The organism is Microbacterium sp. 18062, from assembly GCF_902706225.1.
Lineage (GTDB): Bacteria > Actinomycetota > Actinomycetes > Actinomycetales > Microbacteriaceae > Microbacterium.
In genome coordinates, this window is the sequence record NZ_CACSKB010000051.1 from 1 (window position 1) to 26,907 (window position 26,907).

The 26,907-nt window shown below is 70.3% G+C and carries 25 protein-coding genes, 1 tRNA gene and 1 pseudogene; 8 read left to right on the forward strand and 19 right to left on the reverse strand.

All coding sequences use genetic code 11. From position 1 onward, the window contains the following. The first annotated feature begins 152 nt into the window (after nucleotides 1–152). Nucleotides 153–1,826 (forward strand): glucose-6-phosphate isomerase, encoded by a 1,674-nt coding sequence (gene pgi, locus GVL03_RS15625; protein WP_159501936.1) that lies wholly within the window; start codon nucleotides 153–155, stop codon nucleotides 1,824–1,826. 147 nt (nucleotides 1,827–1,973) lie between these two features. Here pgi and GVL03_RS15630 read toward each other — a convergent pair whose 3' ends face one another. The 7 genes from GVL03_RS15630 to GVL03_RS15660 form a co-directional block, all read right to left on the reverse strand. Next, nucleotides 1,974–3,542, reverse strand: coding sequence for an FAD-dependent oxidoreductase (locus tag GVL03_RS15630; RefSeq protein ID WP_159501937.1), 1,569 nt, complete (start codon nucleotides 3,540–3,542; stop codon nucleotides 1,974–1,976). Next, on the reverse strand, nucleotides 3,539–4,396 hold the full coding sequence (locus GVL03_RS15635; protein WP_159501938.1) for an FAD:protein FMN transferase: 858 nt from the start codon (nucleotides 4,394–4,396) through the stop codon (nucleotides 3,539–3,541). Before GVL03_RS15635 ends, GVL03_RS15630 begins: the two co-directional genes overlap by 4 nt. After that, a complete protein-coding gene (locus GVL03_RS15640) occupies nucleotides 4,396–4,887 on the reverse strand; it encodes an FMN-binding protein (protein ID WP_159501939.1) in 492 nt (163 codons plus the stop codon). The genes GVL03_RS15635 and GVL03_RS15640 overlap by 1 nt, the downstream gene beginning before the upstream one ends. A 111-nt stretch (nucleotides 4,888–4,998) precedes the next feature. Beyond that, complete coding sequence (locus GVL03_RS15645) at nucleotides 4,999–7,704, reverse strand: HAD-IC family P-type ATPase (protein WP_159501940.1); 2,706 nt, start codon at nucleotides 7,702–7,704, stop codon at nucleotides 4,999–5,001. Nucleotides 7,705–7,751: 47 nt separating this feature from the next. After that, the gene (locus GVL03_RS15650; RefSeq protein WP_159501941.1) at nucleotides 7,752–8,786 is read right to left on the reverse strand and encodes a ribose-phosphate diphosphokinase; all 1,035 of its coding nucleotides are present in this window, start codon (nucleotides 8,784–8,786) and stop codon (nucleotides 7,752–7,754) included. Continuing rightward, nucleotides 8,761–10,230 carry a bifunctional UDP-N-acetylglucosamine diphosphorylase/glucosamine-1-phosphate N-acetyltransferase GlmU gene (glmU, locus tag GVL03_RS15655; protein ID WP_159501942.1) on the reverse strand — a complete coding sequence of 490 codons (1,470 nt, stop codon included), beginning with the start codon at nucleotides 10,228–10,230 and terminating at the stop codon, nucleotides 8,761–8,763. The genes GVL03_RS15650 and glmU overlap by 26 nt, the downstream gene beginning before the upstream one ends. 1 nt (nucleotide 10,231) lies before the next feature. Continuing rightward, nucleotides 10,232–10,303, reverse strand: a tRNA-Gln gene (locus tag GVL03_RS15660). 197 nt (nucleotides 10,304–10,500) lie between these two features. On the opposite strand from GVL03_RS15660, the gene GVL03_RS15665 reads away from it, so the two are divergent. Together GVL03_RS15665 and GVL03_RS15670 are read left to right on the forward strand one after the other, a co-directional pair. After that, the gene (locus GVL03_RS15665; RefSeq protein ID WP_159501943.1) at nucleotides 10,501–10,998 is read left to right on the forward strand and encodes a MarR family winged helix-turn-helix transcriptional regulator; all 498 of its coding nucleotides are present in this window, start codon (nucleotides 10,501–10,503) and stop codon (nucleotides 10,996–10,998) included. Further along, nucleotides 10,995–11,525 (forward strand): hypothetical protein, encoded by a 531-nt coding sequence (locus GVL03_RS15670; RefSeq protein ID WP_159501944.1) that lies wholly within the window; start codon nucleotides 10,995–10,997, stop codon nucleotides 11,523–11,525. Before GVL03_RS15665 ends, GVL03_RS15670 begins: the two co-directional genes overlap by 4 nt. 69 nt (nucleotides 11,526–11,594) lie before the next feature. Here the strand turns inward: GVL03_RS15670 and GVL03_RS22735 are convergent, their stop codons facing one another. Beyond that, nucleotides 11,595–11,927 carry a fumarylacetoacetate hydrolase family protein gene (locus GVL03_RS22735; RefSeq protein WP_159501958.1) on the reverse strand — a complete coding sequence of 111 codons (333 nt, stop codon included), beginning with the start codon at nucleotides 11,925–11,927 and terminating at the stop codon, nucleotides 11,595–11,597. Here GVL03_RS22735 and GVL03_RS15680 point away from each other — a divergent pair. Next, on the forward strand, nucleotides 11,860–12,837 hold the full coding sequence (locus tag GVL03_RS15680; RefSeq protein WP_159501945.1) for an alpha/beta hydrolase: 978 nt from the start codon (nucleotides 11,860–11,862) through the stop codon (nucleotides 12,835–12,837). The genes GVL03_RS22735 and GVL03_RS15680 overlap by 68 nt on opposite strands. Nucleotides 12,838–12,967: 130 nt before the next feature. On the opposite strand, the gene GVL03_RS22055 is transcribed toward GVL03_RS15680, so the two are convergent. Beyond that, a complete protein-coding gene (locus GVL03_RS22055) occupies nucleotides 12,968–13,240 on the reverse strand; it encodes a hypothetical protein (protein ID WP_200847197.1) in 273 nt (90 codons plus the stop codon). A gap of 7 nt (nucleotides 13,241–13,247) precedes the next feature. Beyond that, nucleotides 13,248–13,484: pseudogene (locus tag GVL03_RS22385) on the reverse strand (ATP-binding cassette domain-containing protein); the annotation flags it as partial. A gap of 15 nt (nucleotides 13,485–13,499) precedes the next feature. Here GVL03_RS22385 and GVL03_RS15690 point away from each other — a divergent pair. From GVL03_RS15690 to GVL03_RS22675, 3 genes are all read left to right on the forward strand, one after another. Next, nucleotides 13,500–15,290, forward strand: coding sequence for an ABC-F family ATP-binding cassette domain-containing protein (locus GVL03_RS15690; protein ID WP_159501946.1), 1,791 nt, complete (start codon nucleotides 13,500–13,502; stop codon nucleotides 15,288–15,290). Between the two features lie 588 nt (nucleotides 15,291–15,878). Beyond that, a complete protein-coding gene (locus GVL03_RS15695; RefSeq protein ID WP_159501947.1) occupies nucleotides 15,879–16,748 on the forward strand; it encodes an SDR family oxidoreductase in 870 nt (289 codons plus the stop codon). Between the two features lie 38 nt (nucleotides 16,749–16,786). After that, nucleotides 16,787–16,909 carry a hypothetical protein gene (locus GVL03_RS22675; RefSeq protein ID WP_306770348.1) on the forward strand — a complete coding sequence of 41 codons (123 nt, stop codon included), beginning with the start codon at nucleotides 16,787–16,789 and terminating at the stop codon, nucleotides 16,907–16,909. Between the two features lie 152 nt (nucleotides 16,910–17,061). Here GVL03_RS22675 and GVL03_RS15700 read toward each other — a convergent pair whose 3' ends face one another. The 8 genes from GVL03_RS15700 to GVL03_RS15735 form a co-directional block, all read right to left on the reverse strand. Beyond that, a complete protein-coding gene (locus tag GVL03_RS15700) occupies nucleotides 17,062–17,979 on the reverse strand; it encodes an ABC transporter substrate-binding protein (protein WP_159501948.1) in 918 nt (305 codons plus the stop codon). A gap of 56 nt (nucleotides 17,980–18,035) precedes the next feature. Then, on the reverse strand, nucleotides 18,036–18,788 hold the full coding sequence (locus tag GVL03_RS15705; protein WP_159501949.1) for an ABC transporter permease: 753 nt from the start codon (nucleotides 18,786–18,788) through the stop codon (nucleotides 18,036–18,038). Next, entirely contained in the window at nucleotides 18,785–19,474 is a 690-nt protein-coding gene (locus GVL03_RS15710) for an ABC transporter permease (protein ID WP_159501950.1), read from the reverse strand. The genes GVL03_RS15705 and GVL03_RS15710 overlap by 4 nt, the downstream gene beginning before the upstream one ends. Further along, nucleotides 19,471–20,295, reverse strand: a complete 825-nt coding sequence (locus tag GVL03_RS15715) for an ABC transporter ATP-binding protein (protein WP_159501951.1) — start codon at nucleotides 20,293–20,295, stop codon at nucleotides 19,471–19,473. Before GVL03_RS15715 ends, GVL03_RS15710 begins: the two co-directional genes overlap by 4 nt. A gap of 19 nt (nucleotides 20,296–20,314) precedes the next feature. Continuing rightward, entirely contained in the window at nucleotides 20,315–20,617 is a 303-nt protein-coding gene (locus GVL03_RS15720) for a DUF427 domain-containing protein (RefSeq protein WP_159501952.1), read from the reverse strand. A 237-nt stretch (nucleotides 20,618–20,854) separates the two neighbouring features. Beyond that, nucleotides 20,855–22,165 (reverse strand): GNAT family N-acetyltransferase, encoded by a 1,311-nt coding sequence (locus GVL03_RS15725; protein WP_159501953.1) that lies wholly within the window; start codon nucleotides 22,163–22,165, stop codon nucleotides 20,855–20,857. A gap of 34 nt (nucleotides 22,166–22,199) precedes the next feature. Then, nucleotides 22,200–23,105 (reverse strand): 4-(cytidine 5'-diphospho)-2-C-methyl-D-erythritol kinase, encoded by a 906-nt coding sequence (locus GVL03_RS15730; RefSeq protein WP_235038199.1) that lies wholly within the window; start codon nucleotides 23,103–23,105, stop codon nucleotides 22,200–22,202. A gap of 23 nt (nucleotides 23,106–23,128) precedes the next feature. Continuing rightward, nucleotides 23,129–24,193, reverse strand: a complete 1,065-nt coding sequence (locus GVL03_RS15735) for an aldo/keto reductase (RefSeq protein ID WP_159501955.1) — start codon at nucleotides 24,191–24,193, stop codon at nucleotides 23,129–23,131. A 92-nt stretch (nucleotides 24,194–24,285) separates the two neighbouring features. On the opposite strand from GVL03_RS15735, the gene GVL03_RS15740 reads away from it, so the two are divergent. After that, nucleotides 24,286–25,872, forward strand: coding sequence for a stealth conserved region 3 domain-containing protein (locus GVL03_RS15740; RefSeq protein WP_159501956.1), 1,587 nt, complete (start codon nucleotides 24,286–24,288; stop codon nucleotides 25,870–25,872). Here the strand turns inward: GVL03_RS15740 and GVL03_RS15745 are convergent. Continuing rightward, nucleotides 25,823–26,740, reverse strand: a complete 918-nt coding sequence (locus GVL03_RS15745) for a phosphodiesterase (RefSeq protein ID WP_159501957.1) — start codon at nucleotides 26,738–26,740, stop codon at nucleotides 25,823–25,825. The genes GVL03_RS15740 and GVL03_RS15745 overlap by 50 nt on opposite strands. Nucleotides 26,741–26,907 lie beyond the last annotated feature (167 nt).

Below are 26,907 nucleotides of genomic sequence, written 5' to 3' on the forward strand. Positions count from 1 at the left end.
GTTTCTCGCGGATGAACGCCCCCGCCCCGCCCGAACGGCGTTCATCCGCGAGAAACCGCATCCGCCATCGAACACCACGCGCCCCGGTGCGTGTCGCCGCAGATGTGGTTTCTCGCGAAACGGGGCGAGGCACGAGCCGCTAGCGTGGAGTCGTGACCAGCCCTATCGATGCCACCGCCACCTCCGCCTGGGCCGAGCTCGACGCTCACCGAACCGGCTTCGCGCCGAACCTACGCGACTGGTTCGCGGCCGATCCCGGACGGGTCGAGCGCTTGAGCCTTCCGCTCGGCGACCTGCACGTGGACCTGTCGAAGAACCTCGTCACCGAGGAGATCCTCGCGAGCCTCGTGCGTCTGGCCGAGCAGACCCGCGTCGCCGATCGCTTCGCCGAGATGCTCGAGGGCGTCCACATCAACACGACCGAGGACCGCGCCGTGCTGCACACGGCTCTCCGGCGCCCGTCCGGTGCGGAGCCCGCGCTCGTGGTCGACGGGCAGCGGGTCGACCACGACGTGCAGGAGGTGCTCGCGAAGCTCTCGGCCTTCGCCGATCGCGTGCGCTCGGGCGGGTGGACAGGAGTGACGGGCCGCACGGTCACACACGTCGTGAACATCGGCATCGGCGGCTCGGACCTCGGCCCGGTCATGGTCTACGAGGCGCTCAAACCCCTCGCCGGGGGGATCGAGGCTCGGTTCGTCTCCAACATCGACCCCACCGACATCGCCGAGACGACCGCAGACCTCGACCCCGAGACGACGCTGTTCATCGTCGCCTCGAAGACCTTCACGACGCTCGAGACCCTCACCAACGCCCGGCTGGCGCGGGAGTGGCTGTGGCGGGGGCTGGCCGCATCCGGCGCCATCGCCGACGACGACGCCCGGACGGATGCGGTCGCGCACCACTTCGTCGCCGTCTCGACCGCGCTCGACAAGGTCGCCGCCTTCGGCATCGACCCGGAGAACGCGTTCGGCTTCTGGGACTGGGTGGGCGGACGCTATTCGGTGGACTCGGCCATCGGCCTGTCGCTCGCGATCGCGTTCGGCCCGACGGCGTTCCGTGAGCTGCTCGCCGGGTTCCACACGGTCGACGAGCACGTGCGCACCACTCCCCTCGGCCGGAACGTGCCCGTACTGCTCGGCCTGCTGAACGTCTGGTACACGAACTTCCTCGGTGCGCAGTCGCACGCCGTGCTTCCCTACGCGCAGCAGCTGAGCCGCTTCCCCGCGTACCTGCAGCAGCTCACGATGGAGTCGAACGGCAAGTCGGTGCGATGGGACGGCTCCCCCGTGACGACCGACACCGGCGAGGTCTTCTGGGGCGAGCCGGGCACCAACGGGCAGCACGCGTTCTATCAGCTGATCCACCAGGGCACGCGCCTCATCCCGGCCGACTTCATCGCCTTCGCGAACCCCGCGTACCCGCTCGCCGACGGCGACCGCGACGTGCACGGGCTTCTGCTGTCGAACTTCCTCGCCCAGACCAAGGCGCTCGCGTTCGGCAAGACCGCGGACGAGGTCGAGGCGGAGGGCACGACCGGCGCACTGGTCGCAGCGCGCACCTTCGCCGGAAACCGGCCGACGACGTCGATCTTCGCGCCGGCGCTGACCCCCGCCGTCCTCGGCCAGCTCATCGCCCTGTACGAGCACATCACCTTCGCGCAGGGCGCCGTCTGGGGCATCAACTCGTTCGACCAGTGGGGCGTGGAGCTCGGCAAGCAGCTCGCCCTGCAGATCGCGCCGGCGATCGAGGGCGACGACGAGGCCTCCGCCGCCCAGGACGCCTCGACCCGCGCGCTGCTCGACTATTACCGCACCCACCGCGCCTGATCCTGCGCCCGAGCGCGAGAGTCCACCCCTTCCGCCGGCACAAGCGGCATCCGTGTCTCGCTTATGCATCCGGATATCGCCGAAGCCCAGCACAAGTGAGACACGGGTGCCGAAGCGGCTGAGGAGGTCGCCCGGACGGACGGGGCGTCAGTAGCCGCTGAAAGCGTCGGTCGTGATCGAGCGGGCCCTCCGCAGCGTGGGCGCGAGATCCGCGATCAGCGCCGGCGGCCCCGAGATGTACGCGTGCCGGGCGGCGACGTCGGGCACCGCGCGCTCGAGCGACGCGGCGTCGATGCGTGTGCCGCCGGCCCAGCTCCACCCGGCCGGCAGGTCCACGGGCTCGTCGCGCGTGAAGACCGCCACCGGCACGCCCGCGGCCGCGATGTCGTCACGGAACACCAGTTGAGAGGCGTCCGACGCGACGAACACGAGAACGACGTCGCGGCGCCCGCCCGTCGCGGCGAGGTGCCGCAGCTGCGACACGAACGGCGTCACGCCGATGCCGGCGGCGACCATCAGGATCGGATGCGACGCGTCCTTCGGCAGCACGAAGTCGCCCCAGACCCCGGTCACCGCGAGCGTCTCGCCGGACTCGACCGCCGCCAGCGCCCGCTTGTACGTGCTCTGCGGGCCGACGCCGTCGCGGTAGGCGACCCGCACGGTCGGCAGGTCCTCGGGAGCGGACACGATGCTGAACGGCCGTCGCGTGCCGCGGGCGTCGGGGCGGCGGTGCGGCACGTCGAGCTCGAGGTACTGCCCGGCGATGAACGGCACCGGGCGTCGAGCGCGGAACGTCAGCTCGCGCACCGTGGCCGACGGCGACTCGCGCGAGGTGAGCGTCAACCGCACGGCCGCGCGCAGACAGAAGAGGAAAGCGATCAGGTTGCCGATGAGGAGCGCCCGCTCCTGACCCAGCGTCATGTAGCCGACCGGGATCGGCCACCCGGCGAGCACGCCCACGAGCGCGGCCACCACCAACTGCTGCCGGCGCCGCGGCGGCAGGGTGAGTGGCTCCGAGAGCATGAACGCCCCGAGGAAGAGGAACGGGGATGCGGTCAGCACCTGGCCGATGACCGTGCCGAGGTCGAACTCGAACCCGGACTGCTGGTACTGCACCACCACCCGCACGAGGTTGACGACGATCGCGACGAGCAGGAACAGCCCCACCACCCGCACCTTCTCGGTGCGCCACAGCACGAGAAGGCCGAGCAGCAGCACGGGGCCGAAGAGCACGGGGGTGCCCACCCACCACGCCGATCCGCCGATGCCGGCGTCGAGCGGCAGCAGCGCGGCGATGACGGTCACGACCGTCGCTCCCACCGCGGCCGGGTTGAAGATGTGACGCCCCCGCCAGACGAGCAGGTACTTCGACACGGATGCGGCGAGCGCCGCGATCGCGATGCCGAGAAGCCCGATGGGCTCGATCGTGGGACGCAGCACGAACAGCAGGATGGTGGAGGTGATCAGCGAGGACTCGGTGCGCAGCGGAAGCCGCAGGACACGCTGCGCGACCGCATCGGCGCCGACCGAGACGAGCGAGAGCACCGCGCCGGTCGCCAGGATCTCCCACGGAGTCGGGGTGACCAGGCCGAAGAACGACAGCACGAACGCGATCGCGGCGAGGATCCCGAGCGCCAGCTGCACGAGCCGGTACATCGAGAACCGCCCGAGGACGGCCGCGACGTGGTTCCACGCGGAGGTGAACGTGACGATCATAGGAACAACTCTGCCTCTCCGGCGGGCGCCCATTCCACCCGTCCGTCGGTCGTCATGCGCACCCAGTCGACGCCCCAGCGGGCGGCGAGCTCGGGGCCCTCGTCGAAGAACAGCGCCGTGGCGGCCGCATCCGCGTGCAGAGCATCGGCGGCGACGGCCCAGGTCGCGGCGATCCGCCGCACCGGTGCGCCCGTGCGGGCATCCAGCACGTGGTGCAGTCCCTCACCCCACGCGCGCCGGTTGATCGCGGATGCGCAGAGCGCCGCATCCGCCACCGTGAAGACCCCGATGGCCCGGGCGGCGTCGTACGGATGCTCGAGCGCGACGCGCACCGGTCCGCCACGGACGGCGAGGTCGCCGCTCGCGTCGACCACGACCGTGCCGGGCGCGTGCGGGGCGACGACGGCCAGCACGAGGTCGACGAGCCGCCCCTTGCCCACCGCGCCGACATCGATGATCGCCCCCGAGGAGAGCCGCAGCTCCTCCCCGTCCCAGTCGAGCAGCGCCGCCCAGTCCGCGGGGGCCGCGACCGCGCCGCGATCGACGAACGAGTAGCCGGCGTCGTAGCCACGTCGAGCGAGGCTCTCGCCGACGAGCGGGTTCACCGCCCCACCGGTCGCTTCTGACAGCTCGCGATAGAGCTCGAGCATGGCGGCCGCATCCGTCGGCAGGGGGACCCGGCCCCCGGATGCGGACAGCCGCGACACCAGCGAATCGTCGCGGAAGCGCGACCACGTGCGGTCGAAGGCACCGATGAGCGCCTCGACCTCGGCACGCGCATCAGCGTCGAGGGGCTCGCCGGTCTCGATCTCCCAGCGGGTTCCGATCGCGTCGAACCGCCAGAGATCGGGCATCAGAGCGCTGCTTCGCTCTTGATCTCCTCGACGGCCTCGTTGAACCCGCCGCTGGTGAGCGAGGAGCCGGCGACTCGGCTGACGTCGATGTCGTCGATGTCCTGCCCGACGACGACCTCGGCGATGCCGCCGATGAACTGCGACTGGTACTGCTGCGACTCCCGCGCCTGCGGGTCGCCGGTGACATCGACGGCGGTGATCACATCGTCCTCGAGCGTGAGGGTGACCGTGATCGACTCGACCGACTCGGGCGTCTGGTACGAGCCCTCGGCGGTGTACGTGCCGTCGGCATAGGTGGTGCTCGCCGACGACGAGGCGGTCGAGTCGTCGGTGGCGGACTCGGCGGCACTGGACCCGGTCGTCGGAGTGGACGTCGACTCCTCGGCGGCGGTGGTGTCGGTCGCGCAGCCGGCGAGTGCGACCATTCCGGCGACGCCGACGAGGACGACGGCGGTGCGGACGGGGCGGGGTACGGCGTTGGCGCGGATCATGGTGTCCTCCTGGATACGGGGGGCTGGCGACGACGTCCGGGGCCCGGAGCCGCCTCTCGTTGTCTCGACCGCCACTTTATGCGTGGACATGCACCATCGTCGGTGAGTGCCCTATGCGTTCGCTTTGAAGGGCTCTCCGCGGCGGCGCAGCGCCTTCAGCGCCTCCACGAGGAGGAAGATCACGACGGCGAACAGCACCGGCAGGAGCCACGACCAGGCCGCGATCGGCCGCGACTCGAACAGATCGTTCATGAAGGGCACATAGGTGTACACGAGCTGGAGCGCGATGAGCGCGAACGCAGCCCACCAGATCGCGCGGTTGCCCCGCAGCACATCGAGCGACAGGCTCGAGCGGGTCAGGAAGCGGCAGTTGAACAGGTAGGCCAGCTGGCCGAGCGCGAGCATGGCGACCGCCTCGGTCCGCGCGTACTCGACAGGAAGACCGAACCCCACGACCGTGTAGAAGACCGCGAGCGTCGCCCCGCCGATCAGCAGCGAGACGATCAGGACGAAGCCGAGCTCGGTGCGCGTCACGAGGGAGCCGCCGGGCGCCCGCGGCGGGCGGGTCATGATGCCGCGCTCGGCCGGCTCGTAGGCGAGCGCGAGCGAGAGCGTGACCGCCGTCACCATGTTGACCCACAGCACCTGCACCGGCGTGAGCGGCAGGGCGAACCCGAACAGCACCGCGACGAGGATGACGAGGGACTGCGCCCCGTTGGTCGGCAGGAGGAACACGATCGACTTGCGCAGGTTGTCGTAGATCCGCCTGCCCTCGCGGATGGCGCTGCGGATCGTCGCGAAGTTGTCGTCGGCGAGGACGATCTCGGCAGCCTCCTTGGTCGCCTCCGTGCCCTTGATGCCCATGGCCACCCCGACGTTCGCGCGGGTGAGCGCGGGCGCGTCGTTGACGCCGTCTCCGGTCATCGCCACGACCTCGTCGTGCGCCTGCAGCGCCCGAACGATGCGGATCTTGTGCTCGGGGCTCGTGCGCGCATACACGTCCACGTCGCGGACGACGGCCTTCAGCTGCTCCTGGCTGAGCTCCTCCAGCTCACCGCCGGTCAACACCGTCGCGTCGTCGTCGGCGATGATCCCCATCTCCCGCCCGATCGCGACGGCGGTGCCGGCGTGGTCGCCGGTGATCATCTTCACCCGGATGCCGGCGGCGTGGCAGTCGCCGATCGCCTCGATCGCCTCGGGCCGCGGCGGATCGACGATGCCCCAGACTCCGAGGAACTCCAGGTCCACCAGGTGTTCGGCGGCGAGGTCGGCGGCGTCGGACGGCGCGATCCGCCGCGCCGCGGCGAGCACCCGCAGGCCCTGTCCGCTCAGCTCGTCGACGACCCGTTCCCAGCGCTCTCGATCGACGGGCTCCGCGCCCGCGGCCCCGCGTTGCGATGCGGAGCGCTCCAGCAGCCGGTCCGGTGCGCCCTTGACGAGGATCGCACGGGTGCCGTCGGCGCTCTCATCGAGGGTCGCCATGTACTTGTACGCGGAGTCGAAGGGCACCACCGCGACACGCCTGACGCCCTCCCCCGTCACACCGCCCTTCATCGCGGCGACCTTCAGCGCCCCCTCCGTGGGCTCCCCCACGAGCTGCCACCGGTCGCCGTCGGCGACGATGTCCGCGTCGTTGCAGAGGGTCGCCACGGCGAGGATCGCGGCGAGGTCGCCGCCGGCGGTGTGTCCGGCATCCGGCACGATCCGGCCCTCCGGCCCGTACCCGATCCCGGACACCTCGTAGGAGCCGACCGGGGTGACGATCCGGCGGACGGTCATCTCGTTCTTGGTGAGCGTCCCGGTCTTGTCGGAGCACACCGTCGTGACCGAGCCGAGCGTCTCCACCGCGGGAAGCTTGCGGGTGATCGCGTGCCGACGCGCCATCTGCTGCACGCCGATCGCGAGCGTGATGGTCACCAGGGCGGGCAGACCCTCCGGGATGGCCGCGACGGCGAAGCCGATGGTCGCCGACACCAGCTCGCCGAACGGCATGCCGTGCAGGAACCGCCCGATCGCGAGCATCACGACCGCCATCCCCAGGATGATGAGGGTCAGCACCTTCGCGAAGCCGTCCAGCTGAACGGTCAGCGGCGTCCGCAGCGATCCGGCCGTGCCGACGAGGGTCTGGATCGCACCGATCTCGGTCGACGCGCCCGTCGCTGTGACGACGGCGCGGCCCTGACCCGCCGACACGATCGTCCCCGAGAACGCCATCGACCGGCGGTCGCCCACGCCCGCCTCCGATGGAACCGGATCGACGTCCTTCGAGGCCGGCACCGACTCGCCCGTGAGCGCGGACTCGTCGATGCGCAGCTGCGCCGCCTCCAGCAGCCGGAGATCGGCGGGCACCTTGTCGCCCGGGGCGAGCCGCACGACGTCGCCCGGCACGAGCTCCGCCGCGGGCACCTTTCCCCACGCGCCGTCGCGGAGGACCGATGCCTCGGACGACAGCATGCCGCGGATGCCGGCGAGGGCCTTCTCCGCGCGCCCCTCCTGCACGAACCCGATCACGGCGTTGATGACGGCGACCGAGACGATGACTCCGAAGTCCAGCCAGTCGGCCATGATCGCCTTCACGGCACCGGCCGCCAGCAGGACGTAGATCAGCGTGTCGTTGAAGTGCGACAGGAACCGCAGGAGGAGGGGCTTGCGCGGCGGCTCGGGCAACTCGTTGAGCCCCACCCGCGCGAGGCGCGCCCGGGCCTCGTCGTCGCTCAGCCCCTCGGGCGTCGCACCGAGCTCGGCCAGCACGGCCCGCGCCGTACGTGCGTACGGCTGCTCCACGGTGAGTTCCGGATCGGTGATGGCATCACTCATCTCGCCTCTCCTCGGCGCTCGTCGGACCTGCGTGGGACCCCGGTCTGCTAGGCGGCCCCGTCGAACATGCTCGTGACCGAGCCGTCCTCGAACACCTCGCGGATGGCGCGGGCCAGCAGCGGCGCGATCGGCAGCACGGTGAGCGCCGGGAAGCGCTTCTCCTCGGGGATCGGGATCGTGTCGGTGACGACGACCTCGTCCACCGACGCGTCCTGCAGACGAGTCACCGCCGGGTCGCTGAAGATCGCGTGGGTCGCCGCGACGATCACCCGCTCGGCGCCGTTCGCCTTCAGCGCCTGCGCCGCCTTCACGATCGTGCCGCCGGTGTCGATCATGTCGTCCACGAGCAGGCACACCCGGCCCGCCACGCTTCCGACGATCTCGTTCACCGTCACCTGGTTCGCGACGTTCGGGTCGCGACGCTTGTGGATGATCGCGAGCGGGGCGCCGAGGCTGTCCGACCACGTGTCGGCCACGCGCACGCGCCCGGTGTCGGGCGAGACGACCGTCAGCTTCTCGCGATCGGAGGGGCTCAGCGTGCGCTCGAAGTAGTCCAGCAGCACGGGCTTGGCGAACAGGTGGTCGACGGGGCCGTCGAAGAACCCCTGGATCTGCGCCGCGTGGAGGTCCACGCTCATCACCCGGTCGGCACCCGCGGTCTTCAACAGGTCTGCGACCAGGCGTGCGCTGATCGGCTCGCGCCCCCGGCCCTTCTTGTCCTGACGCGAATACGGGAAGTACGGCGCGACGACGGTGATGCGCTTGGCCGATGCCCGCTTGGCCGCGTCGAGCATGATGAGCGCCTCCATCAGCCACTCGTTGACCGGCGGGCCGAACGACTGGATGAGGAACATGTCGCAGCCCCGGATCGAGACCTCGAACCGGGTCAGGATCTCGCCGGAGGCGAAGGTGCGGTACTCCGTCGGCACCTGCTCCGTGCCGAGGGCCAGAGCCACATCCGTGGCGAGAGCCGGGTGCGACCGACCCGATGCGACGACGAGGCGCTTCTTCGTCTTGGCGACCAGGCCCGGCGCGATTCCGCGCTCCCGATCGAGATCAACCGTCTTGTCTTTGCGTGCCATCGCCCGATTCCTGTGCCGACCGTGCGCGCGCGGCCGCATCCGCCGCCGCCGTGCCCGGTCTGTTGTTCTCGACCCACCCCTCGACGTTGCGCTGAGGAGCGACGCTCAGAGCCAGGGCTCCGGCCGGCACATCCTTGCGGATGACGGCACCGGCACCGGTTTTCGCGCCGTCTCCGATCCTAACGGGCGCGACGAAGACGTTGTGCGAGCCGCTGTGCACCTCGTCGCCGATCTCGGTGCGGTGCTTGGCGATGTCGTCGTAGTTCGCGGTGATCGCGCCGGCGCCGAGGTTCACCCCGCGGCCGATCGTGGTGTCGCCGATGTAGGACAGGTGCGGAACCTTGCTGCCCTCGCCGATGGTGGAGTTCTTCGTCTCGACGAACGTGCCGATCTTGCCGTCGGCGGCGAGCACGGTGCCCGCCCGCAGGTATGCGAAGGGGCCGACGTTCGCCCGTGCGCCGATGACGGCGAGGGTCGCGTCGGTGCGGCGGACGACCGCGTCCTCGCCCACCTCGCAGTCCACCAGGCTCGTGTCGGGGCCGATCGTGGCGCCGGCGGCGATCGTCGTCGCACGCAGGATCTGCGTGTTCGGCATCACCGTCACGTCGGCCTCGAGAGTCGCGTCGACATCGATCCAGGTCGTGGCCGGGTCGAGCACGCTGACCCCGGCCAGCTGCCAGCGGCGCACCGTGCGCGCGTTGAGCAGGCGCGCGGCCTCGGCGAGCTGCGCGCGGTCGTTCACGCCGAGCGCCGCGGCCGGATCCGGCGCGATCCCCACGGCGATGCGCTCCCCCGCGCGCCGGGCGAGGCTCACGACGTCCGTCAGGTACTTCTCGCCCTGCGCGTTGCCCCGGCCGACCTTCGACAGGTGACGGCGCAGCGCATCGGCGCGGAAGACGTAGACGCCCGCGTTGATCTCATCGACCTCGGCCTCGTGATCGGTGGCGTCCTTCTGCTCGACGATGCGCTCGACGTCGCCGGAGGCATCGCGCAGCACGCGCCCGTAGCCGGTGGGGTCGGGGAGCACCGCGCTGAGGAGCGTGACGGATGCCGCCCGCTCCCGGTGCGTCGCCACGAGCGCGTCGAGCGTCACCGACTCGAGCAGCGGCACGTCGGCGCTGAGCACCAGCACGTCTCCGGCGAAGTCGTCCAGCCCGTCGAGGCCGAGCTCGACGGCCCGACCCGTGCCGGGGACCTCGTCCTGGTCGACAACCACGGCGTCGGGTGAGAGCTCTGCGACGGTCTGCGCGACGCGATCCCGCTCGTGCCGCACGACGACCGCGATGCGCGCCGGCGAGAGCGTGGCCGCGGTGTGGAGCACGTGGCCGAGGAGCGGACGCCCGCCGATCGGATGCAGCACCTTCGGCAGCCTCGACCGCATCCGGGTGCCCTGCCCCGCGGCGAGCACGATGACGGCGAGCGGGGCGGTGTGCGCTTCTGACATGCTCCGCCGCCAGGACTCGAACCTAGACCTCACAGCTCCAAAGGCTGTCGTGCTGCCATTACACCACGGCGGACCGCCGCACCTTCGAGTGCGGCCGCGATCCAGTCTGCCATCTCGGCGCGGCTCGTACCTGTGCGCCGTGGCCGATGCCCCGTGTCTCGCTTGCACAGGATCTCACCCCGCATTAGATGCACAATCGAGACACGCAGCCGATGAGGGACGGATCGGCGCGGATCGGCGCAGAGACGCCCGCTGCCCGATAATGGGTCCATGGCGCATGAGTCCGACGAGGTCGACCGCATCGTCGGCTCGTGGACGACCCAGCGGCCCGACCTCGACTTCTCCCCCCTGGAGGTGCTCTCGCGCGTCGACCGGCTCTCCCGCCATCTCGATCGCGCGCGCCGCGATGCGTTCCGGCGCAGCGATCTGGAGCCGTGGGAGTGGGACGTGCTGTCGGCCCTGCGCCGCTCGGGCGAGCCCTTCCAGCTGAGCCCGAAGCAGCTGCTCCAGCAGACCCTCGTCTCGAGCGGCACGATGACCAACCGCATCGACCGGCTCGTCGGCCGTCGGCTCGTGCGCCGCGAGGCCGACCCGGTGGACGGCCGCAGCATCCTGGTCATCCTCACCGAAGAGGGCCGTACCCGGGTCGACGCCGCCATCACCCGTCTGGTCGACGCCGAGGCGATCCTGCTGCAGCGGCTCTCCCGCAGCGACCGCGACCGCCTCGCCGCCCTCCTCCGAAAGCTCTCCCTGGGGTTCGACCTATGACCGACGCATCCGCCGAGGACGCGACCGACGCCGCGGAGAAGCCGCGGCAGAAGTGGCACGAGTGGTTCGACGTCCGTTTTCGCACCCCCGCCGCGATCTACGGGCTGATCGTCTATTCCGCGCTGCTGATGATCACGAGCGATCATCACGAAGACGTCGCGGGCGCCCTGGCGGCGTCGGTGTCGACGCTGGTGGTCTTCTTCTTCGCGCACGTGTTCGCCTACACGCTCGCCGACCACGGCACGCACCCGCTCGGGCAGGCGACGGGCTACGCGATCACCCACTCGGCGGGCATGCTCTACGCCGCCATCCCCCCGACGATCGCGATGATCATCGCCGGTCTGCAGGGTCTCGGCGCAGACGACGCCACCGACTACGCCGTCCTCGCGACGATGGCCGTCCTCGCGTTCCTCGGCTACGTCGCCTACTCCCGGACGGGAGCGCGCATCTGGACGCGGCTGCTCGGCGCGCTCGGCACGGCCCTGCTGGGCGTCTTCGTGGCCGTGCTCGAGTACGCGTTCCACTGAGCACGGGCACGGTCGCGGCGGCCGCAGGCTTCCACATCCGTCTGACGCGCTGACGCTACCGCGTCGTCATCACGAGCGGAGGCGGACTCGATTCGTGAGCTGTCCGATGCCGTCGATCGCGGTCTCGACGAGGTCTCCAGCCGCGAGGTGGCAAGGGGCGGGAAGGGCGTGCCCCACCCCGCCTGGAGTCCCGGTGACGATCACGTCGCCGGGCTGCAGCGTGACGATCGACGAGATGTAGGCGACGAGTTCTGCCGGGCCGAAGACCAGGTCTGCTGTGGAGGCGTGCTGCTGTCGTGACCCGTTGATCCAGGTCGACAGGTACGCTCCTGGCGTGAACTCGTCAGGCGTTACGAGAACGGGGCCGAACGGACAGGTTGCTTCGAAGGTCTTACCCTGCAGCCACTGGGTGGACGGCCGCGATCATCCAGTCTGCCGACTACTACCGGTTGCTCGCCGAGTGATCTTCGCCGGCTACGACGAGGCGGAACTCGAGTGGCAGTACTCGCCGATCCTCTGGGAGGAGGGGGCGCCCGAGACACTCGAAGGCTGGCGTAACCGGGGCCGCGAGCACATCGCGACCCACGAGGTGCGCGAGGATCTGCGCTATGCGACGGCGGCCGACGCTGTGCTCGATCTCTACCTGCCAGAGGGGTCTGAGCCGCGCCCGCTGGCGATCTTCCTGCACGGCGGGTACTGGCAGATGATGGACAAGGCCGATCATGGGCAGTTCATCAAGGGCATCGTCGACGCGGGATACGGGGTCGCGATGCTGAACTACAGCCTGTGCCCCGCTGTGACCATCGCCGAGATCGCCGATCAGATCGGCGAGGCGCGCACATGGCTGCACGCCCACGCGGCCGAGCTCGGCTATCGGGACACCGGGGCCGTGGTCATCGGACACTCGGCCGGGGCGCACCTCGGTGCTCTCATGTGCGCGGGTGGCCGAAGAGAGTCGAGCAAAGACTTCCTCGGCGGATTCTTGGGCATCAGCGGACTCTACGACTTGACCCCGCTGCTGCTCCTGCCGGTCGCCGCGACCCTCGGCCTGCAGGGGCCGAACGGCTTCCGAGGACTGAGCCCAGCGTTCCTCACGCCACCCGCGGGCCTGCGCGCCGTCGTCGCCGTGGGCGCGCGCGAATCGAGCGAGTTCCATGTGCAAACGGAACAGTTCGCCACGCACTGGTCGGCGCATCTTGGTGAAGTCGCACTGATCCGGGTCCCGGATGTCGCTCATTTCGCCGTGATGGAGCACCTCGCTGAGGGCGCGCTTCTCGACGCAGCCCTCGACCTCCTGGCGACGGTCGGATAGATGACAGAATGACCGCCAAGGATCGTTCGTGTGACTTGGCGGTCATTGTTTGCGGTGCCCAGCTGGCCTTGCTTGGGTGTCGATACTCGCCCTTGTGTGCGCGAGCCCGTTCACCGCGAACCTACCCGTCTCACAAACACGAGGGTAGGTGGTGGAGTCCGTCATCACACTGAACGATACGGGCGGCACGCGCATGCCTGGTGACGGCGGCGACGTGGGCGAGGCGTGACGGATTCGCGGCGTACTCCGTGGCGCCCTGCTCGACGAGCTCGTCGAGGTGCTCCATCTTGCCGGCCACGATATAGAAGCCGCGGCCCGGAACGCCCGCGCCGAGCTCCACCAGCAACGGCGCGAGGTCGACCGTCGGGCCCATCGCGTGGGTGAGGTCTCCCCGCGTGTGCACCGGGAGCCGTCCGCCCCTCCGCGGCGAGCCCCCGCATCCAGGTCACCCCGTCCGGGTCAAGACCGTTCACCGGCTCATCCAAGATCAGCGTGCCCGGATCGCCCAGCAGGGCCGCCGCGATGCCGGGCCGCTGCGACATCCCGAGGGGGAACCCGCCGACTCGCTTCTTGGCGACCGAGCCCAACCCAGCCAGGTCGATCACCTCGTCCACCCGCGATCGCCCGATCCCGTGCGTGCCGGCGGGTACCCTGGGAAGAATATGGCGCATCTTGTCGGGGCTGAGGGCCTCCATCTCGAGTATCCGACGAAGGTCGTCTTCGACTCGATCTCGCTGGGGGTGAACGAGGGCGATCGGATCGGGATCGTCGGCCGCAACGGCGACGGCAAGTCGAGCCTGCTCGCGATGCTCGCCGGCCGCCGCGAGCCCGACGCAGGACGCGTCACACGACGCGGCGGCGTGACGACCGGCGTGCTCGACCAGGCCGACACACTCGATGACGACGAGACCATCGGCAGCGCGGTCGTCGGTGACACCCCCGAGCACGAATGGGCGGGCGATCCGCGCATCCGCGATGTGATCTCCGGTCTGCTCGACGACCTCGATTGGCATGCCAGGCTCGGCACCCTCTCCGGCGGCCAGCGCCGCCGCGTGGCCCTCGCCCGACTGCTGGTCGGCGAGCACGACATTCTGGCGCTGGATGAGCCCACGAACCATCTCGACATCGAGGCGATCACCTGGCTGGCTGAGCATTTGAAGCGTCGCTGGTCGGCCAATGCGGGTGGCCTGCTGATGGTCACCCACGACCGGTGGATTCTCGATGAGGTGTGCACCGCGACGTGGGAGGTGCACGACCGGATCGTGGAGCCGTTCGAGGGCGGTTATGCCGCCTACATCCTGCAGCGCGTGGAACGCGACCGGCAGGCTGCGGCGATCGAGCAGCGACGACAGAACCTGGCCCGCAAGGAGCTCGCCTGGCTCCGACGTGGTGCGCCCGCCCGCACATCGAAGCCGAAGTTCCGTATCGATGCGGCCAATCAGCTGATCGAGGACGTGCCCGAGATCCGCGACAAGACCGAGCTGCAGTCGCTGGCCGTCTCACGCCTCGGCAAGGACGTCGTCGACCTGCTCGACGCGTCGGTCAGCTATGGCGACAAGCAGGTGCTGCGGGGCGTCGAGTGGCGCCTCGCCCCCGGTGAGCGCACGGGCATCCTGGGAGTCAACGGCGCCGGCAAGTCGACGCTGTTGGGTTTGATCGCCGGTTCGCTCGAGCCGACCGCGGGTCGCGTGAAGCGCGGCAAGACCGTGAAGGTCGCCACACTCACGCAGCGTCTCGACGAGCTCGACGAGCATCTGAACGACCCGGTCCGTGTGGTGATCTCGCGGCTGCGCACGACATACACGTTCGGTTCCGGGTCCAAGGCGACCGATCTCACCCCGGGCCAGCTGCTCGATCGGATGGGCTTTTCGAGTGCGCAGCTGTCGACACCCGTGAAGGATCTCTCGGGCGGACAGAAGCGGCGTCTGCAGCTGCTGCTGATCCTGCTCGACCAGCCCAATGTGCTGATCCTCGACGAGCCGACCAACGACCTCGACACCGACATGCTCGCCGCAATGGAGGACCTGCTCGACTCGTGGCCGGGAACACTCATCGTCGTCTCGCACGACCGGTACTTCCTCGAGCGCGTCACCGACCAGCAGTACGCGATCCTCGGCGGCCGACTCCGGCATCTGCCGGGCGGGGTGGACGACTATCTGCGACTGCGGCAGCTCGAGCAGAAGGGACCGGCTCCGCAGCAGGCTGCACAGGCGGTGGCCGCAGACCCCGGGCTCAGCGGCGCCGAGTTGCGCGCCGCCCAGAAGGAGGTCGCGGCGCTCGAGCGCCGCATCGCGAAGCTCACCGAGCACGTCGGCGCCGCACGCACCGCGCTGGCCGAGCACGACCAATCCGACTACGAGGGCCTGGGCCGCGAGATGGCGGCGATCACCGCGCTCGATCAGGAGATCTCCACGCTCGAGGAGCGCTGGTTCGAACTCAGCGAGCACGTCTAGAGACTCGGGCGTCTGCGCTGATGCCTGCTCCTATCTGCTCGGTATGGATCGGTCACCGTTACGTGGTTTCGAGCGAGAACAGTCGAACGGGTTGACGAGAGGAGGTGACGTGGCTGGACACGGTTCCCATCCGGCGCGATCGTTGCGGTGGGAGGATCTGTCGGCTCGTGCCGGGCGCAACGACAAGCCCGCGCTTCTGCTGACGGCGATCGCGATGGACGGCTGACGGATCCGCAGCAGATCCGGATCGGCCTGGAGGATCAGCTAGGTCCTCTCCTGCCCTCCGTTCGCGGTCTCGTGTCGTAGAGCGCGACGACGTCCCAGTCGCCGGCGTGCAGCCGCGCGAACGCGACCCGGCGGCGCTGGCCACCGGAGAGCGTGCCGAGCACGGCTTCGTCGGGTATTCGAGGTGCAGGGCCTCGGCCCCCAGTAGATGCGCCATGTCCCCCTCAGGAGTAGGCGGACAGCGCCGATCCGACGTCGACGCCCGGCGCGGGCATCCCGGGTATGGTCGTGCTCATGCAATGCCGGTGATCCGCCTTCTCTCACAACCGTGCGCCGTCCCCGGCACGTTCGAAGGGTTCGCTCATGCATGCAGACCTCCCGTTGAGCGGAAGAACCGCTCTCATCACCGGCGTCTCCCGTCGTCGCGGAATCGGCTTCGCCGTCGCCGTCAAGCTCGCTTCCCTCGGCGCGAACATCGTCATCCATCACCACCGCGAACACGACCTCGCCCAGCCATGGGGCGGCGACGATCTTCACGCCGTGCGTCACGGAGTCCGGGCCCATCTCGTCCGGGGTGCGCTCGCGGACGACATCGGCGCGGACCTTGCCACCGCGTCAGCGATCGGCACCGTCATCGAGACGGCCGCCGCCCTCACCGGCTCCGTGGGCATACTCGTCTGCAACCATGCGAAGAGCGGCGACGACGGCAGCATCCTCGACATGACGCCCGAGCGGCTCGACACGTTCTGGGACGTGAACACTCGATCGACGCTCCTGCTCACCGCGGAGTTCGCCCGTCGCAAGGCTCCTGCGCACAAGAAGGCACGTCAACCTGGAGAACGAATCGCAGGGCCGAAGCCGTTCGCCGAGCCTCGAGGCCATGTGTTCTGGATGACGTCCGGACAGGTGCACGGCCCGATGCGCGGTGAGATCGCCTACGCCGCCAGCAAAGCAGCGCTGGCGGGGCTGACCGCGTCGGTCGCCGCGGAGCTTCTCGAGCTCGGCATCGTCCTGAACACCGTGAACCCCGGACCGGTGAACACGGGATACCTGGATGCGGAGAGCACCGACGGACCGCTGCAGGAGCTCGACGAGTACCTGGCGTCGACGCCGTTCGGCAGGTTCGGCGTGCCCTCGGACCCGGCGGAGCTCATCGGCTGGCTCTCGACCCCTGCCGGAAGCTGGATCGTGGGTCAGGTGCTCACCAGCGACGGAGGCTTCAGCCTCGGCTGAGTTCACGCGTGCCCTGCGGAGCGCGGAGCGGTCCCTTCATGCCACCGTCGCCGGGGTCGCCTTCCTCGCAGTCGTGGGGACGCAAGCCCGTGCTCACCGCGGCGCTCGCCCTCGCCACCGTGACGATGGCCCTGTTCGCCGGGATCGCAGGCCCGGCATGAGCGGGGTGGTGACCGGCGCGACGAGCAGGGCGGCCTGGCCTGCCTCATCGGCGCGACGAACCGGCAGACGTGCGCCGGCGCGCCGCCGACGGACGAACACGGGTGAGGCCCCCGACGCCGCAACGACGGGGGGCCTCACCCGGGCGGTGCGATCAGCCGAGGTCGTTGTCGGCCAGCCACTGCTCGGCGATGTCGGCGGGCGAGAGCCGGTCGACGGTCGACTGGACGTTGAGGTCCACGAGCCCCTCGGGAGTCAGCACGGCGCTCACCGCGTTGATGACGTCTGCGACCTCGGCGACGACGGCCGAGTTCACGACCGGCACCACGTTCGAGGCGAGGAACAGACCCTCCGGATCCTCGAGGACGACGAGGTCCTCCGTCTGGATTCGAGGGTCGGCGGTGTAGACGTTCGCGATGTTGACCGTGCCGGCGACGAGGTCCTCGACCGTGGTGTCCCCGGTGGGCGAGAAGCCGACGTCGACGCCGTACGTCGCCGCGAGACCCTCCGGGCCATAGGGACGCTCGGCGAGCTCAGCCGGACCCCCGAGCGTCAGGGGCACGTCGACGTTCACGAGGTCCGCGATCGTGGTCAGGTCGTACTGCTGCGCGAACGCAGCGGTCACGGTGTACGAGTCCTGGTCGCTCGCCGTCGACTGGTCGAGCACCTCGAGGCCCTCCGGCAGAGCCGCTGGGAGCGCCGCGTAGACGTCATCGGACGTGCGGGCCTCGGTGTCCTCGTCGAAGAACTGCAGCAGGTTGCCGGAGTACTCGGGGAACAGGCTCACCTCGCCGCTCTCGAGCAGCGGGATGTAGGCGTCGCGCTGGCCGATGTTGAACTGGCGTTCGACCGTGACGCCGGCGCCCTCGAGTGCCTGGGCGTAGATCTCGGCGATGATCTCGTTGGAGTAGTACGCCTGCGAGCCGATGACGACGGTGCCGTCCGATCCGCCGGTGCCGGTGGTCTCGCCGTCGTCGAGCGGGTTGCTCGAGGCGCAGCCCGCGAGCGCGAGCGCTGCGAGCGCCACGCCGGTGACGCCGACGAGGCCCTTCCTGGTGCGTGCTGTGGACATGTCTTCCTCTTTCTCGGTGGGGTCTGCGTGCTTCTCGGTCGGGACCGCGCGCCGGATCAGCCCGGAACGTTCTCCCGGGCGGGGGTGGCGGCGTCGGCCCGGGAGCGCGCCCGCCGCCCTGCGGTGTGAGATGCGGCGGCGGTCGCACGGACACCCCTGGGCACCGCCGCGTGCTGGAGGAGGGCGAACAGCCCGTCGAGGACGAGCGCGAGCAGGGCGACGAGGATCGCGCCGCCGATGATCACCGGGAGACGCTGCAGCGCCAGGCCCGTGATGATGTACTGCCCGAGTCCTCCGAGACCGATGTAGGCGGCGATCGTCACCGTGGCGACCACCTGCAGCGTCGCCGCGCGGAATCCTCCGACGAGCAGGGGCAGCCCCAGCGGCACCTCGATGCGCCACAGGATCTGCCATTCGGTCATGCCCATCGCACGTCCTGCGTCGACGACCCGGCGGTCGACCGCCTCGAAGCCGGTGTACGCCCCCGCGAGGAGCGAGGGGATGGCGAGCACGACGAATGTGATGACGGCCGCCTCGGGCTTGTGGAGCACGCCGAGCAGGAGCGTGAGCAGGATGAGCAGCCCGAAGGACGGGATCGCGCGGGCGGCGCCCGACACGGCGATCGCGAGCTCGCGACCCTTGCCGGTATGGCCGATGTACCAGCCGAGCGGCACGGCGATCACCGCGGCGACGGCGACCGCGACCGCCGTGTACGCCAGCTGCTGCAGTGTCGCGACCGGGATCGAGGCCAGGCCGCGACCCGGCTCGCCCGAGAGGATCCACGCGATCGCGTCCGTCAGCAGGTTCATGCGTCCGCTCCCACCGGGAGGGTCGGCGATCGGCGGATGCGCGGGCGGGGGATCCGTCGCGTCCAGGGCATGAGCCACCGGCCGGCGAGGACGAGGAGGAGGTCGACGACGAGCGCGAGGAGCACGACCGCGACCACCCCGGCGAGCACCTCCGGGATGATGCGGCGCTGCAGGCCGTTCGTGAACAGGTAGCCGAGGTTCGTGATGCCGACCAGGATGCCGACCGTCGCGAGCGAGATGGTGCTCGCGGCGGTCACGCGCAGGCCCGCGAGGATGACCGGGCCGGCGAGCGGGAGATCCACCGCCCAGAACCGGCGGAACGAGCCGTAGCCGATGGCCGTCGACGCCTGGCGGACCCCGGGATCGACCGAGTCGAGTCCGTCGGCGACGGATCGCACGAGGATCGCCACGGCGTAGATCGCGAGCGCGACGATCAGGTTCGTCTCGCTGACGAACGAGTACCATCCCGTCACGCTCGGCAGCAGGATGAGGAGCGCGAGCGAGGGGATCGTGTAGAGGAGCCCCGTGATCGTGATCACGCCGCTGCGGACGAGACGGTAGCGCCAGGCCACCCACCCGAGCGGGACGGCGATCACGAAGCCGACCACGAGCGCGACGACGCTCTGACGCAGATGGACGAGCGCCAGCTCCCCGATCAGCCCGAGGTTGCCGAGGACCCAGTTCACGTCGGGGTCTCGTCCACGAGCGCGCCCTGGGTGCGCCCCTCGGCGTCGACGACGACCGTGCGCCCGCCCACGTCTCGCAGGTGGAGCGCACGCTTGCCCTTGTCGGCGCCGATGAAGGCCGAGACGAAGTCGTTCGCCGGGTGCTCGGTGATCTCGCTGGGGGTCCCCGCCTGGAGCTTCTGCGCTCCCGCGGCGAGGATGACGACCTGGTCGCCGAGGAGGAACGCCTCGTCGATGTCGTGGGTCACGAAGACGACGGTCTTGTCGAGCTCGCGCTGCAGCCGGATCAGCTCCTCCTGCAGCTCGGCGCGGACGATGGGATCGACGGCGCCGAACGGCTCGTCCATGAGCAGGATGTTGGGATCCGCGGCGAGACCGCGCGCCACCCCGACCCGCTGCTGCTGGCCCCCGGAGAGCTGGCTCGGGTAGCGATCGGCCATCTTCGGGTCGAGACCCACCACGTCCATCAGCTCGAGCGCGCGTCTGCGCGCATCCCCGCGCGACGTGCCGGTGAGCACCGGCACCGTCGCGATGTTGTCGGCGACGGTGAAGTGGGGCAGCAGACCCGCGTTCTGCATCACGTATCCGATCCGGCGTCGCAGCTCCACGGGCGAACCCGACAAGACGTCCTCGCCGTCGATCTCGATGACCCCGCCGGTGGGCTCCACCATCCGGTTGATCATGCGCAGCAGGGTGGTCTTTCCGCATCCGGACGATCCGACGAACACCGTCGTCCTGTGGGAGGGGATGATCAGGTCGAAGTCCCGGACGGCCTTCGTGCCGTCGGGAAACTCCTTGGTGACGCCGCGGAACTCGATCATGCGGGGGCCTTCCCGGCGCTCAGGGCGAGACCTCGACGCTCGGCGCGAACGCGACGTAGCCCGAGAAGTCGGTGCCGACCCGCTCGAGCGCAGCCGGGTACGGATGCGGATACGACCACGCGAGGTCGGCGTTCTCCCGGCCCTCGGCCACGACGTTGAAGTACTGGGCGTCGCCCTTCCAGGCGCACGTGTAAGGGGTGGGGCTCTCGGTCAGTGCGCCGTCCACGACGGATGCGGGCGGGAAGTACCAGTTCCCCTCGATCCGGACGAGGTCCTCGTCCGCGGCATCGGCGATGACCACGTCGCCCAGTCGTGCCTTCATGGCTGCCTCCCGGCGCACAGTCGTCGTCCCGGCGGGTCGCGGGATCCGTCACACGCTACCGTCGCCTCCCCCTCGGGTGATCGGGGATTGCGTTGCGTGACTCCATGTGCAAAACGCCGCCCGGAGGCGGCTTCTCCGGGCCTTGCGGAGCGCCCCGTCGAGTGCGAAGGTCCGGTCTCGGCTCTTCGTCCCGGAGCGTTGCTCCTCGCTCAGGGACCGAGAGCGGAGACTTTCGGGTCAGTACCAGTAGCTGAGGCGCGCCGGGCGACTCCAGCCGAAGGTGCGTGCGAGCGCGGCCGGATCCTGGCTCTCCAGCCGGCCGGCGGCCGCGAGAGTGACCGCCGAGACCTGGCCGAGCAGCAGCGCGGAGAACTCGGCGACACCGAGACGCACCGGCACGGCATCCACATCCGCATCCGCCGTCACGGTCGCCGCGCCGCGCGCGTCGACCGTGAGCACGACCCGGCCGCCGGTGAGGCCGAGGGGGTCGTGGACGTCGAGGGCGAAGCGCCCGGGTGCGCTGTACGAGCGAGCGGCGAGCGCCGCCGGGACGTCGAGCACCCGCACGTAGTGGTGGTCGACGAGCGTCACCGTCGCCGCGCGTCGGTCCGAGATCATCCACAGCAGCGGCTCGTCGACCGACAGCTCGCTCGCGCGAACCTCACCGACGAGGTCGAGCTCGACGAAGTAGCGCCAGAGACCCGCGTATGCGTCGTCGCCGTCGGCGAGGAGGTACCCGATCTCGACCGTGGACTTCGTGAAGTCGTCATGGTTCTCCTGGACCTTGTACACCGCGAGCCCGCGCACGTCGCCGCCCGCGTCGGCATACTGGACGGCGCGGATGGCGCCGGGTCTCTCCGCGCCCGGCTCGGTGCCGGCGAACCGATCCCAGTGTCCGTCGGGCATCTCGAACTCGCCGGCGCGCGTCGCGCGGACCCGCTCGAACAGCTCCGGCGCGAGCTCCCGCCAGCGTTCCCGGGAGACGAAGTCCACGCGTCCGGACGGCACCGGGCCGATCCAGTCCGCCCGCTTCACCTCGAGACGGAGGGTCGCCGCCTCGGCTGCGGGGGCGAACCCGTAGCGGCCGTAGAGGGTCGACTCGCTCACGGTCAGCGACGCGATCGGCAGCCCATGCGCGGCCGCGGTGCGCAGCTCGCCCTCCATCATCGCCCGGGCGAGCCCGCGTCGACGATGGGTCGGGGAGACCGTCACCGAGCTGATGGCGCACGAGGGCATCTCTCCCCCGGGCACCGAGAGCCGCCCGACCCATGACGCGAAGGTGGCGACCGGCACCTCCGGCTCGGGCGCCGCGGGATCGAGCACGGCGATCAGGCGCCGGTACCCCAGCCGGTCGAACGCGGCATCGCGCTGGATGTCGGTCGGCTCCGCGTCGAGGAAGCCGCGCGCGACCGCGCGGTGCCACGCCGTGAACTCGTCGCGATCGTCGCCTCGCAGCCGCCGCAGCGACAGGCCGCCCACGGCGACCCGTTCCGCGGATGCGGCGTCCACCGGCAGGGCATGGTGCGCGCTCACGAGCGTCTCTTCCATCGGTCGTCTCCTTCGCGTGCAGCCTCCCGGCCGCTCACTCCACGATGCGTGCGCCGGGCACCGGCCCGTGCACATGATGCGCGATGTGTCCGCTCGCGCTCAGCATGATCTGCAGATCGATCGCCGCCTCGGCGTCGTGCGCGAGGAACGCGAGGGTCGGACCGGAACCGGACACGATACCGGTGAGCGCGCCCGCGCGCTCGCCCTCCTCCAGCACCGATGCGAGGTCCGGCCGCAGCCGGAGCGCGGCCACCTGCAAGTCGTTGCGCGCGCACGCGGCGAGCCAGGCTGCATCCCCCGCCCGCAGCGCGTGCAGCACGTCCAGGTCGACCGACGGCGTCCGCGCCGCCGGGCCGATGTCGACCGCATGCTGCTCGCGGTGCTCGTCGAGCGCCCGGTAGACCTCCGGCGTCGACAGCCCGCGCTCGTTCGTCACGATGACCCAGTCGAAACGGCCGCGAGCGAGCGCCGGGCTCAGCTCGTCGCCGCGACCGGTGCCGACCGCGGTTCCACCCATCAGCGAGAAGGGCACGTCTGCTCCGAGACGCGCGGCGAGCGCGTGCAGTTCGGCGTGCGAGAGAGCGGCGCCCCACAGCGCGTCGCAGGCGAGCAGGGTCGCCGCGGCATCCGCGGAACCACCGCCCATCCCGCCCGCCACCGGCACGCCCTTGCGCACCTCGAGATGCACGCCGCCGCGGTGTCCGATCTCGGTCGCGAGCAGGCGCGCCGCGCGCACGGCGAGGTTGCGGTCGTCGAGCGGCACGTCGACCACATCCATCGTGCCGGTCACGGCCACCGCGATGTCGTCGGCGGGCGTCGCCCAGACGTCCTCGAACGCCGATACCGCCTGATAGGCGGACGCCACGTCGTGGTAGCCGTCGGGCTGGAGCTCGCCGACCTCGAGGAAGACGTTGATCTTCCCCGGGGCGCGTGCGTGCACACGCCGGAGCCCACGGGACGCGTTCACAGCTTCGAGGACTGCGCCCAGATGTCGACGTCGATGCCTTCGGCGAGGGCGTCGATGCGCTCGAGCTCGTCGATGTCGAACGCGGGGCCGTCCAGTGCCGCGAGGTTCTCGTCGATCTGCTCGATGCTCGAGGCGCCGATCAACGCCGAGCACACGGTGGGCTCGCGCAGAACCCACTGGATCGCCATCTGTGCCAGCGTCTGCCCGCGTTCCTTCGCGATCGTGTTGAGGCTGCGCAGCGCCGCGATGGTGGAGTGCGAGAGCGGCTTCTCCGGCAGCGACGCACGCTTCTGCGAGCGCTGGCCACGACCGTCGCCGAGGTACTTGCCGGTGAGCAGGCCCTGCGCGAGCGGGGTGAACGCGATGGCGGCCATCTGCTCCTGGCGGAGCACCCCGGTCAGACCGTCCTCGATCCAGCGGTTCAGGATCGAGTACGCGGGCTGGTGGATGATCAGCGGAGTGCCCATGCTGTGTGCGACCGCGGCGGCGATCGCGGTGCGCTCTGCGCTGTAGGACGAGATGCCGACGTACAGCGCCTTGCCCTGCTGCACCAGCTGGTGCAGCGCGCCGATGGTCTCCTCGATCGGGGTCACCGGATCGACGCGGTGGGAGTAGAAGATGTCGACGTAGTCGACGCTCATGCGGGTGAGCGACTGCTCCGCGCTCGCGAGGATGTACTTGCGCGACCCGAGGTCGCCGTACGGGCCGGGCCACATGTCCCAGCCCGCCTTCGACGAGATCACGAGCTCGTCGCGGTACCGGCCGAAGTCCTCGCGCATCATCCGGCCGAAGTTCGTCTCGGCCGAGCCATAGGGCGGCCCGTAGTTGTTGGCCAGATCGAAGTGCGTGATGCCGTTGTCGAACGAGTGGCGAAGGACGGCCCGCTGCTGATCGAACGGCACGTTGTCGCCGAAGTTCCACCACAGGCCGAGCGAGATCGGCGGGAGATACAGCCCCGACGCGCCGACCTGGCGGTACTCGAATCGGCCGTAGCGGTCGTCGGCCGCCGTGTACGGACGGTGGATCTCGGGGGCGTCGGAACGGAACCGTGGTGCAGTCACCCTTGAAGCCTAGCGAGGAGAGGTGGCCCGCGCCGCACCCGAATCCGGGATGCGGAAACCCACGCGTAACGCAGGTGACCTACGCTGACGAGATGGTCACGTTGTCCGCACTCCCCACCGACCCGCACCCGTGGTCGTCGCTCCTCGCCCGCGAGGACGTCGTGCTCGATCACGGCATGCTGCACGTGCGACACGACCACCTCTCGCCCGAGGACGCCCACCGTGCGGACCTGCTCGCCATCGCCGATGCGCTGAGCGCGGTCGAGGTACCCGTGCTGCTCGTTCGTCACGGCAGGCGCGAGCCCGCGATCGTGATCGATCTGGTCGATCAGGACCGGGCGTGGGCCGCGCTCGTCGGGCTCTGCCGCACCGAGCCGTTCTACGCGAAGCCCAAGGGGCTCACCGCCGTCCCCGTGCCGGATCTGGGCGCTGCGCGACCCGTGCCCTCCTCGCTCCGGGTGTTCCGGCCGCGGATCACCGGGGCAGGGGGGCTCCGGTACGGCGCGGGGCACGGGGTACGCGTCGAGTTCTGGCGGTTCGGCGCCGAGACCGTCGAGGCGCCGCACGCCAACGCGCTCACGCGGCGCGTGATGGCCACGGCCGACGTCGCCCTCGCCGAGACCGAGCGGTACGGCCGCACATGGCGCACCCTCGCCGGCATGTTCGACCCGCATCCGAACGAGTTCACCGAGGACGTCGACATCGTCTTCTCCTGGGTCGACGGCTCGTCCACCGAGTTCCAGCGTCAGCGTGCGGCACAGATGGCCGGGTACGTCGTGGGCGAGGGCGACGAGGGCGCGGCGCGCTACCGGCACGTCGACGAGCTGCGGTACGCGCTCCGGAGCGTGTACATGTACGCCCCGTGGGTGCGGCGCATCTTCATCGCGACCGACTCCCCGCGTCCGGCGTGGCTGTCCGACCATCCCCGGGTCACCATCGTGCGGAGCGAGGAGTTCTTCGCCGACACCTCGACGCTCCCCGTCCACAACTCGCACGCCGTCGAGTCGCAGCTGCACCGGATCGACGGGCTCGCCGAGCACTTCCTGTACTCCAACGACGACATGTTCTTCGGCCGTCCGATCGAACCGGAGATGTTCTTCTCCCCCGCCGGCATCAGCCAGTTCGTCGAGTGCGACATCCGCATCGGCACCGGCTCGCGGGCCGCGCACCGCAGCGGTCACGACAATGCGCTCCGTGTGAACCGCGAGCTGCTGTCGGCCCGATTCGGCCGCACGATCACGCACGACCTGGAGCACTGCGCGACACCCCTGCGGCGCAGTGTCATGGCCGAGCTCGAGAAGACGTTCGCCGAGGACTTCGCGCGGACCGCCGCATCCCGGTTCCGCTCCGCGACCGACATCTCGGTCACCAACAGCCTCTACCACTACTACGCGCTGTTCACCGGCCGCGCGATCGCGACGACCGCCCCGCGCACGCGCTACTTCCAGACGACGATGGCCGACTCGCTGCGGCGCATGGCACGGCTCGCGGAGCGACGCGACGTCGACATGTTCTGCCTGAACGACGGCGGCTCGGGCGTCGAGGTGCCCGAGGAGGTGCGCGTGCGGGTGGTCACCGAGCTGCTCGAGCGGGTGTTCCCCGTGCGCGCGCCGTGGGAGAGGTCCGCGGTCAGCGCAGAATCGGCAGAGGAGCGGTCGGAGGCGTCCGCGTCGCACTGATCTCCTGTGCGACTCCGGCGATCTCGAGGCGGCGCCGCGCCTCGGCGGCGTCGATGTGCTCGAGCGGATGCGGCGCCTCGATCGCGACCACGGAATGCACGACCGTGTCGTCGAAGACGTGGACGAGGTTGTATGACTGCGAGCCGTCCTGCGGCCGCGTGCCGCCCACCGGCACCGTGAGGTCCTGGGCGTAGCAGGTCGACGACGCCACCGAGACCGGGATGCCCGCGAAGGTCGCGAACGTCGAGTAGTGCAGGTGACCCGCGATCACGGCCCGCACGTCGCTGCCGCGGAGCACGTCGGCCAGGGCGCGCTGGTCGCGCAGCTCGACGCTCGCCGCCAGCGGCAGCACGCTCGGGACGGGCGGATGGTGCATGGCGAGGATCGTGCCCAGCGGTGCCGGCTCGGCGAGCTGCTCGGCCAGCCACTCCAGCTGGGCGGGGCGGAGCTCGCCGTGGTGGTGGCCGGGAACGCTCGTGTCGAGCGTGATGAGGCGGAGGCCGTCGAGCTCGTCGACGCGGTCGAACGGGGTCGTGTCGGGAGCCGCATCGTACAGCTGCTGCCGGAACGCCCCGCGGTCGTCGTGGTTGCCCATCACCCAGAACACCGGCGCGCCGAGGCGCTCGGCGAAGGGCTCGACGAGCGAGCGGAGCGCGGCGTAGGCGTCTGCCTCACCCAGGTCGACGAGGTCGCCCGTGAAGACGATCCCGTCGGGTCTGATGCCGCTGGCGGCGATGCCGTCGAGCGCCCGCTCGAGGCGGCGGGCGCCGTCGATGCGATCGAACAGCATCCGTCCCGGTGCCCGGAGGTGGGTGTCGCTCAGGTGCAGCAGCACCCGCTCGGCCGCGGGATGCTCCCCAGCGCGCATGGCCTGTCTCCTCGCCCGCGCCCCGTCGGTCGAGGCACTCGCACGCAAATGTTACCGGCATGTTTCCGACCTGCCTGAGAACACGCGATGAACACCCGAGGAAATCCCTCCCCCTCCCCCCCGTCCCTTATACACAACCCCGCGCCCACGAGACGCAGAGGGAGCGC

Bases quoted from the DNA above. Each gene is read 5' to 3' on its own strand.
- GVL03_RS15630 (WP_159501937.1), bottom strand. From the start codon at position 3,542: ATGATCGTCACGTTCACCTCCGCGTGGAACCACGTCGCGGCCGTCCTC.
- GVL03_RS15635 (WP_159501938.1), bottom strand. From the start codon at position 4,396: ATGCCCGATCTCTGGCGGTTCGACGCGATCGGAACCCGCTGGGAGATC.
- GVL03_RS15640 (WP_159501939.1), bottom strand. From the start codon at position 4,887: ATGATCCGCGCCAACGCCGTACCCCGCCCCGTCCGCACCGCCGTCGTC.
- GVL03_RS15645 (WP_159501940.1), bottom strand. From the start codon at position 7,704: ATGAGTGATGCCATCACCGATCCGGAACTCACCGTGGAGCAGCCGTAC.
- GVL03_RS15650 (WP_159501941.1), bottom strand. From the start codon at position 8,786: ATGGCACGCAAAGACAAGACGGTTGATCTCGATCGGGAGCGCGGAATC.
- glmU (WP_159501942.1), bottom strand. From the start codon at position 10,230: ATGTCAGAAGCGCACACCGCCCCGCTCGCCGTCATCGTGCTCGCCGCG.
- GVL03_RS15665 (WP_159501943.1), top strand. From the start codon at position 10,501: ATGGCGCATGAGTCCGACGAGGTCGACCGCATCGTCGGCTCGTGGACG.
- GVL03_RS15670 (WP_159501944.1), top strand. From the start codon at position 10,995: ATGACCGACGCATCCGCCGAGGACGCGACCGACGCCGCGGAGAAGCCG.
- GVL03_RS15690 (WP_159501946.1), top strand. From the start codon at position 13,500: ATGGCGCATCTTGTCGGGGCTGAGGGCCTCCATCTCGAGTATCCGACG.
- GVL03_RS15695 (WP_159501947.1), top strand. From the start codon at position 15,879: ATGCATGCAGACCTCCCGTTGAGCGGAAGAACCGCTCTCATCACCGGC.
- GVL03_RS22675 (WP_306770348.1), top strand. From the start codon at position 16,787: ATGCCACCGTCGCCGGGGTCGCCTTCCTCGCAGTCGTGGGGACGCAAG.
- GVL03_RS15700 (WP_159501948.1), bottom strand. From the start codon at position 17,979: ATGTCCACAGCACGCACCAGGAAGGGCCTCGTCGGCGTCACCGGCGTG.
- GVL03_RS15705 (WP_159501949.1), bottom strand. From the start codon at position 18,788: ATGAACCTGCTGACGGACGCGATCGCGTGGATCCTCTCGGGCGAGCCG.
- GVL03_RS15715 (WP_159501951.1), bottom strand. From the start codon at position 20,295: ATGATCGAGTTCCGCGGCGTCACCAAGGAGTTTCCCGACGGCACGAAG.
- GVL03_RS15720 (WP_159501952.1), bottom strand. From the start codon at position 20,617: ATGAAGGCACGACTGGGCGACGTGGTCATCGCCGATGCCGCGGACGAG.
- GVL03_RS15725 (WP_159501953.1), bottom strand. From the start codon at position 22,165: ATGGAAGAGACGCTCGTGAGCGCGCACCATGCCCTGCCGGTGGACGCC.
- GVL03_RS15740 (WP_159501956.1), top strand. From the start codon at position 24,286: ATGGTCACGTTGTCCGCACTCCCCACCGACCCGCACCCGTGGTCGTCG.
- GVL03_RS15745 (WP_159501957.1), bottom strand. From the start codon at position 26,740: ATGCGCGCTGGGGAGCATCCCGCGGCCGAGCGGGTGCTGCTGCACCTG.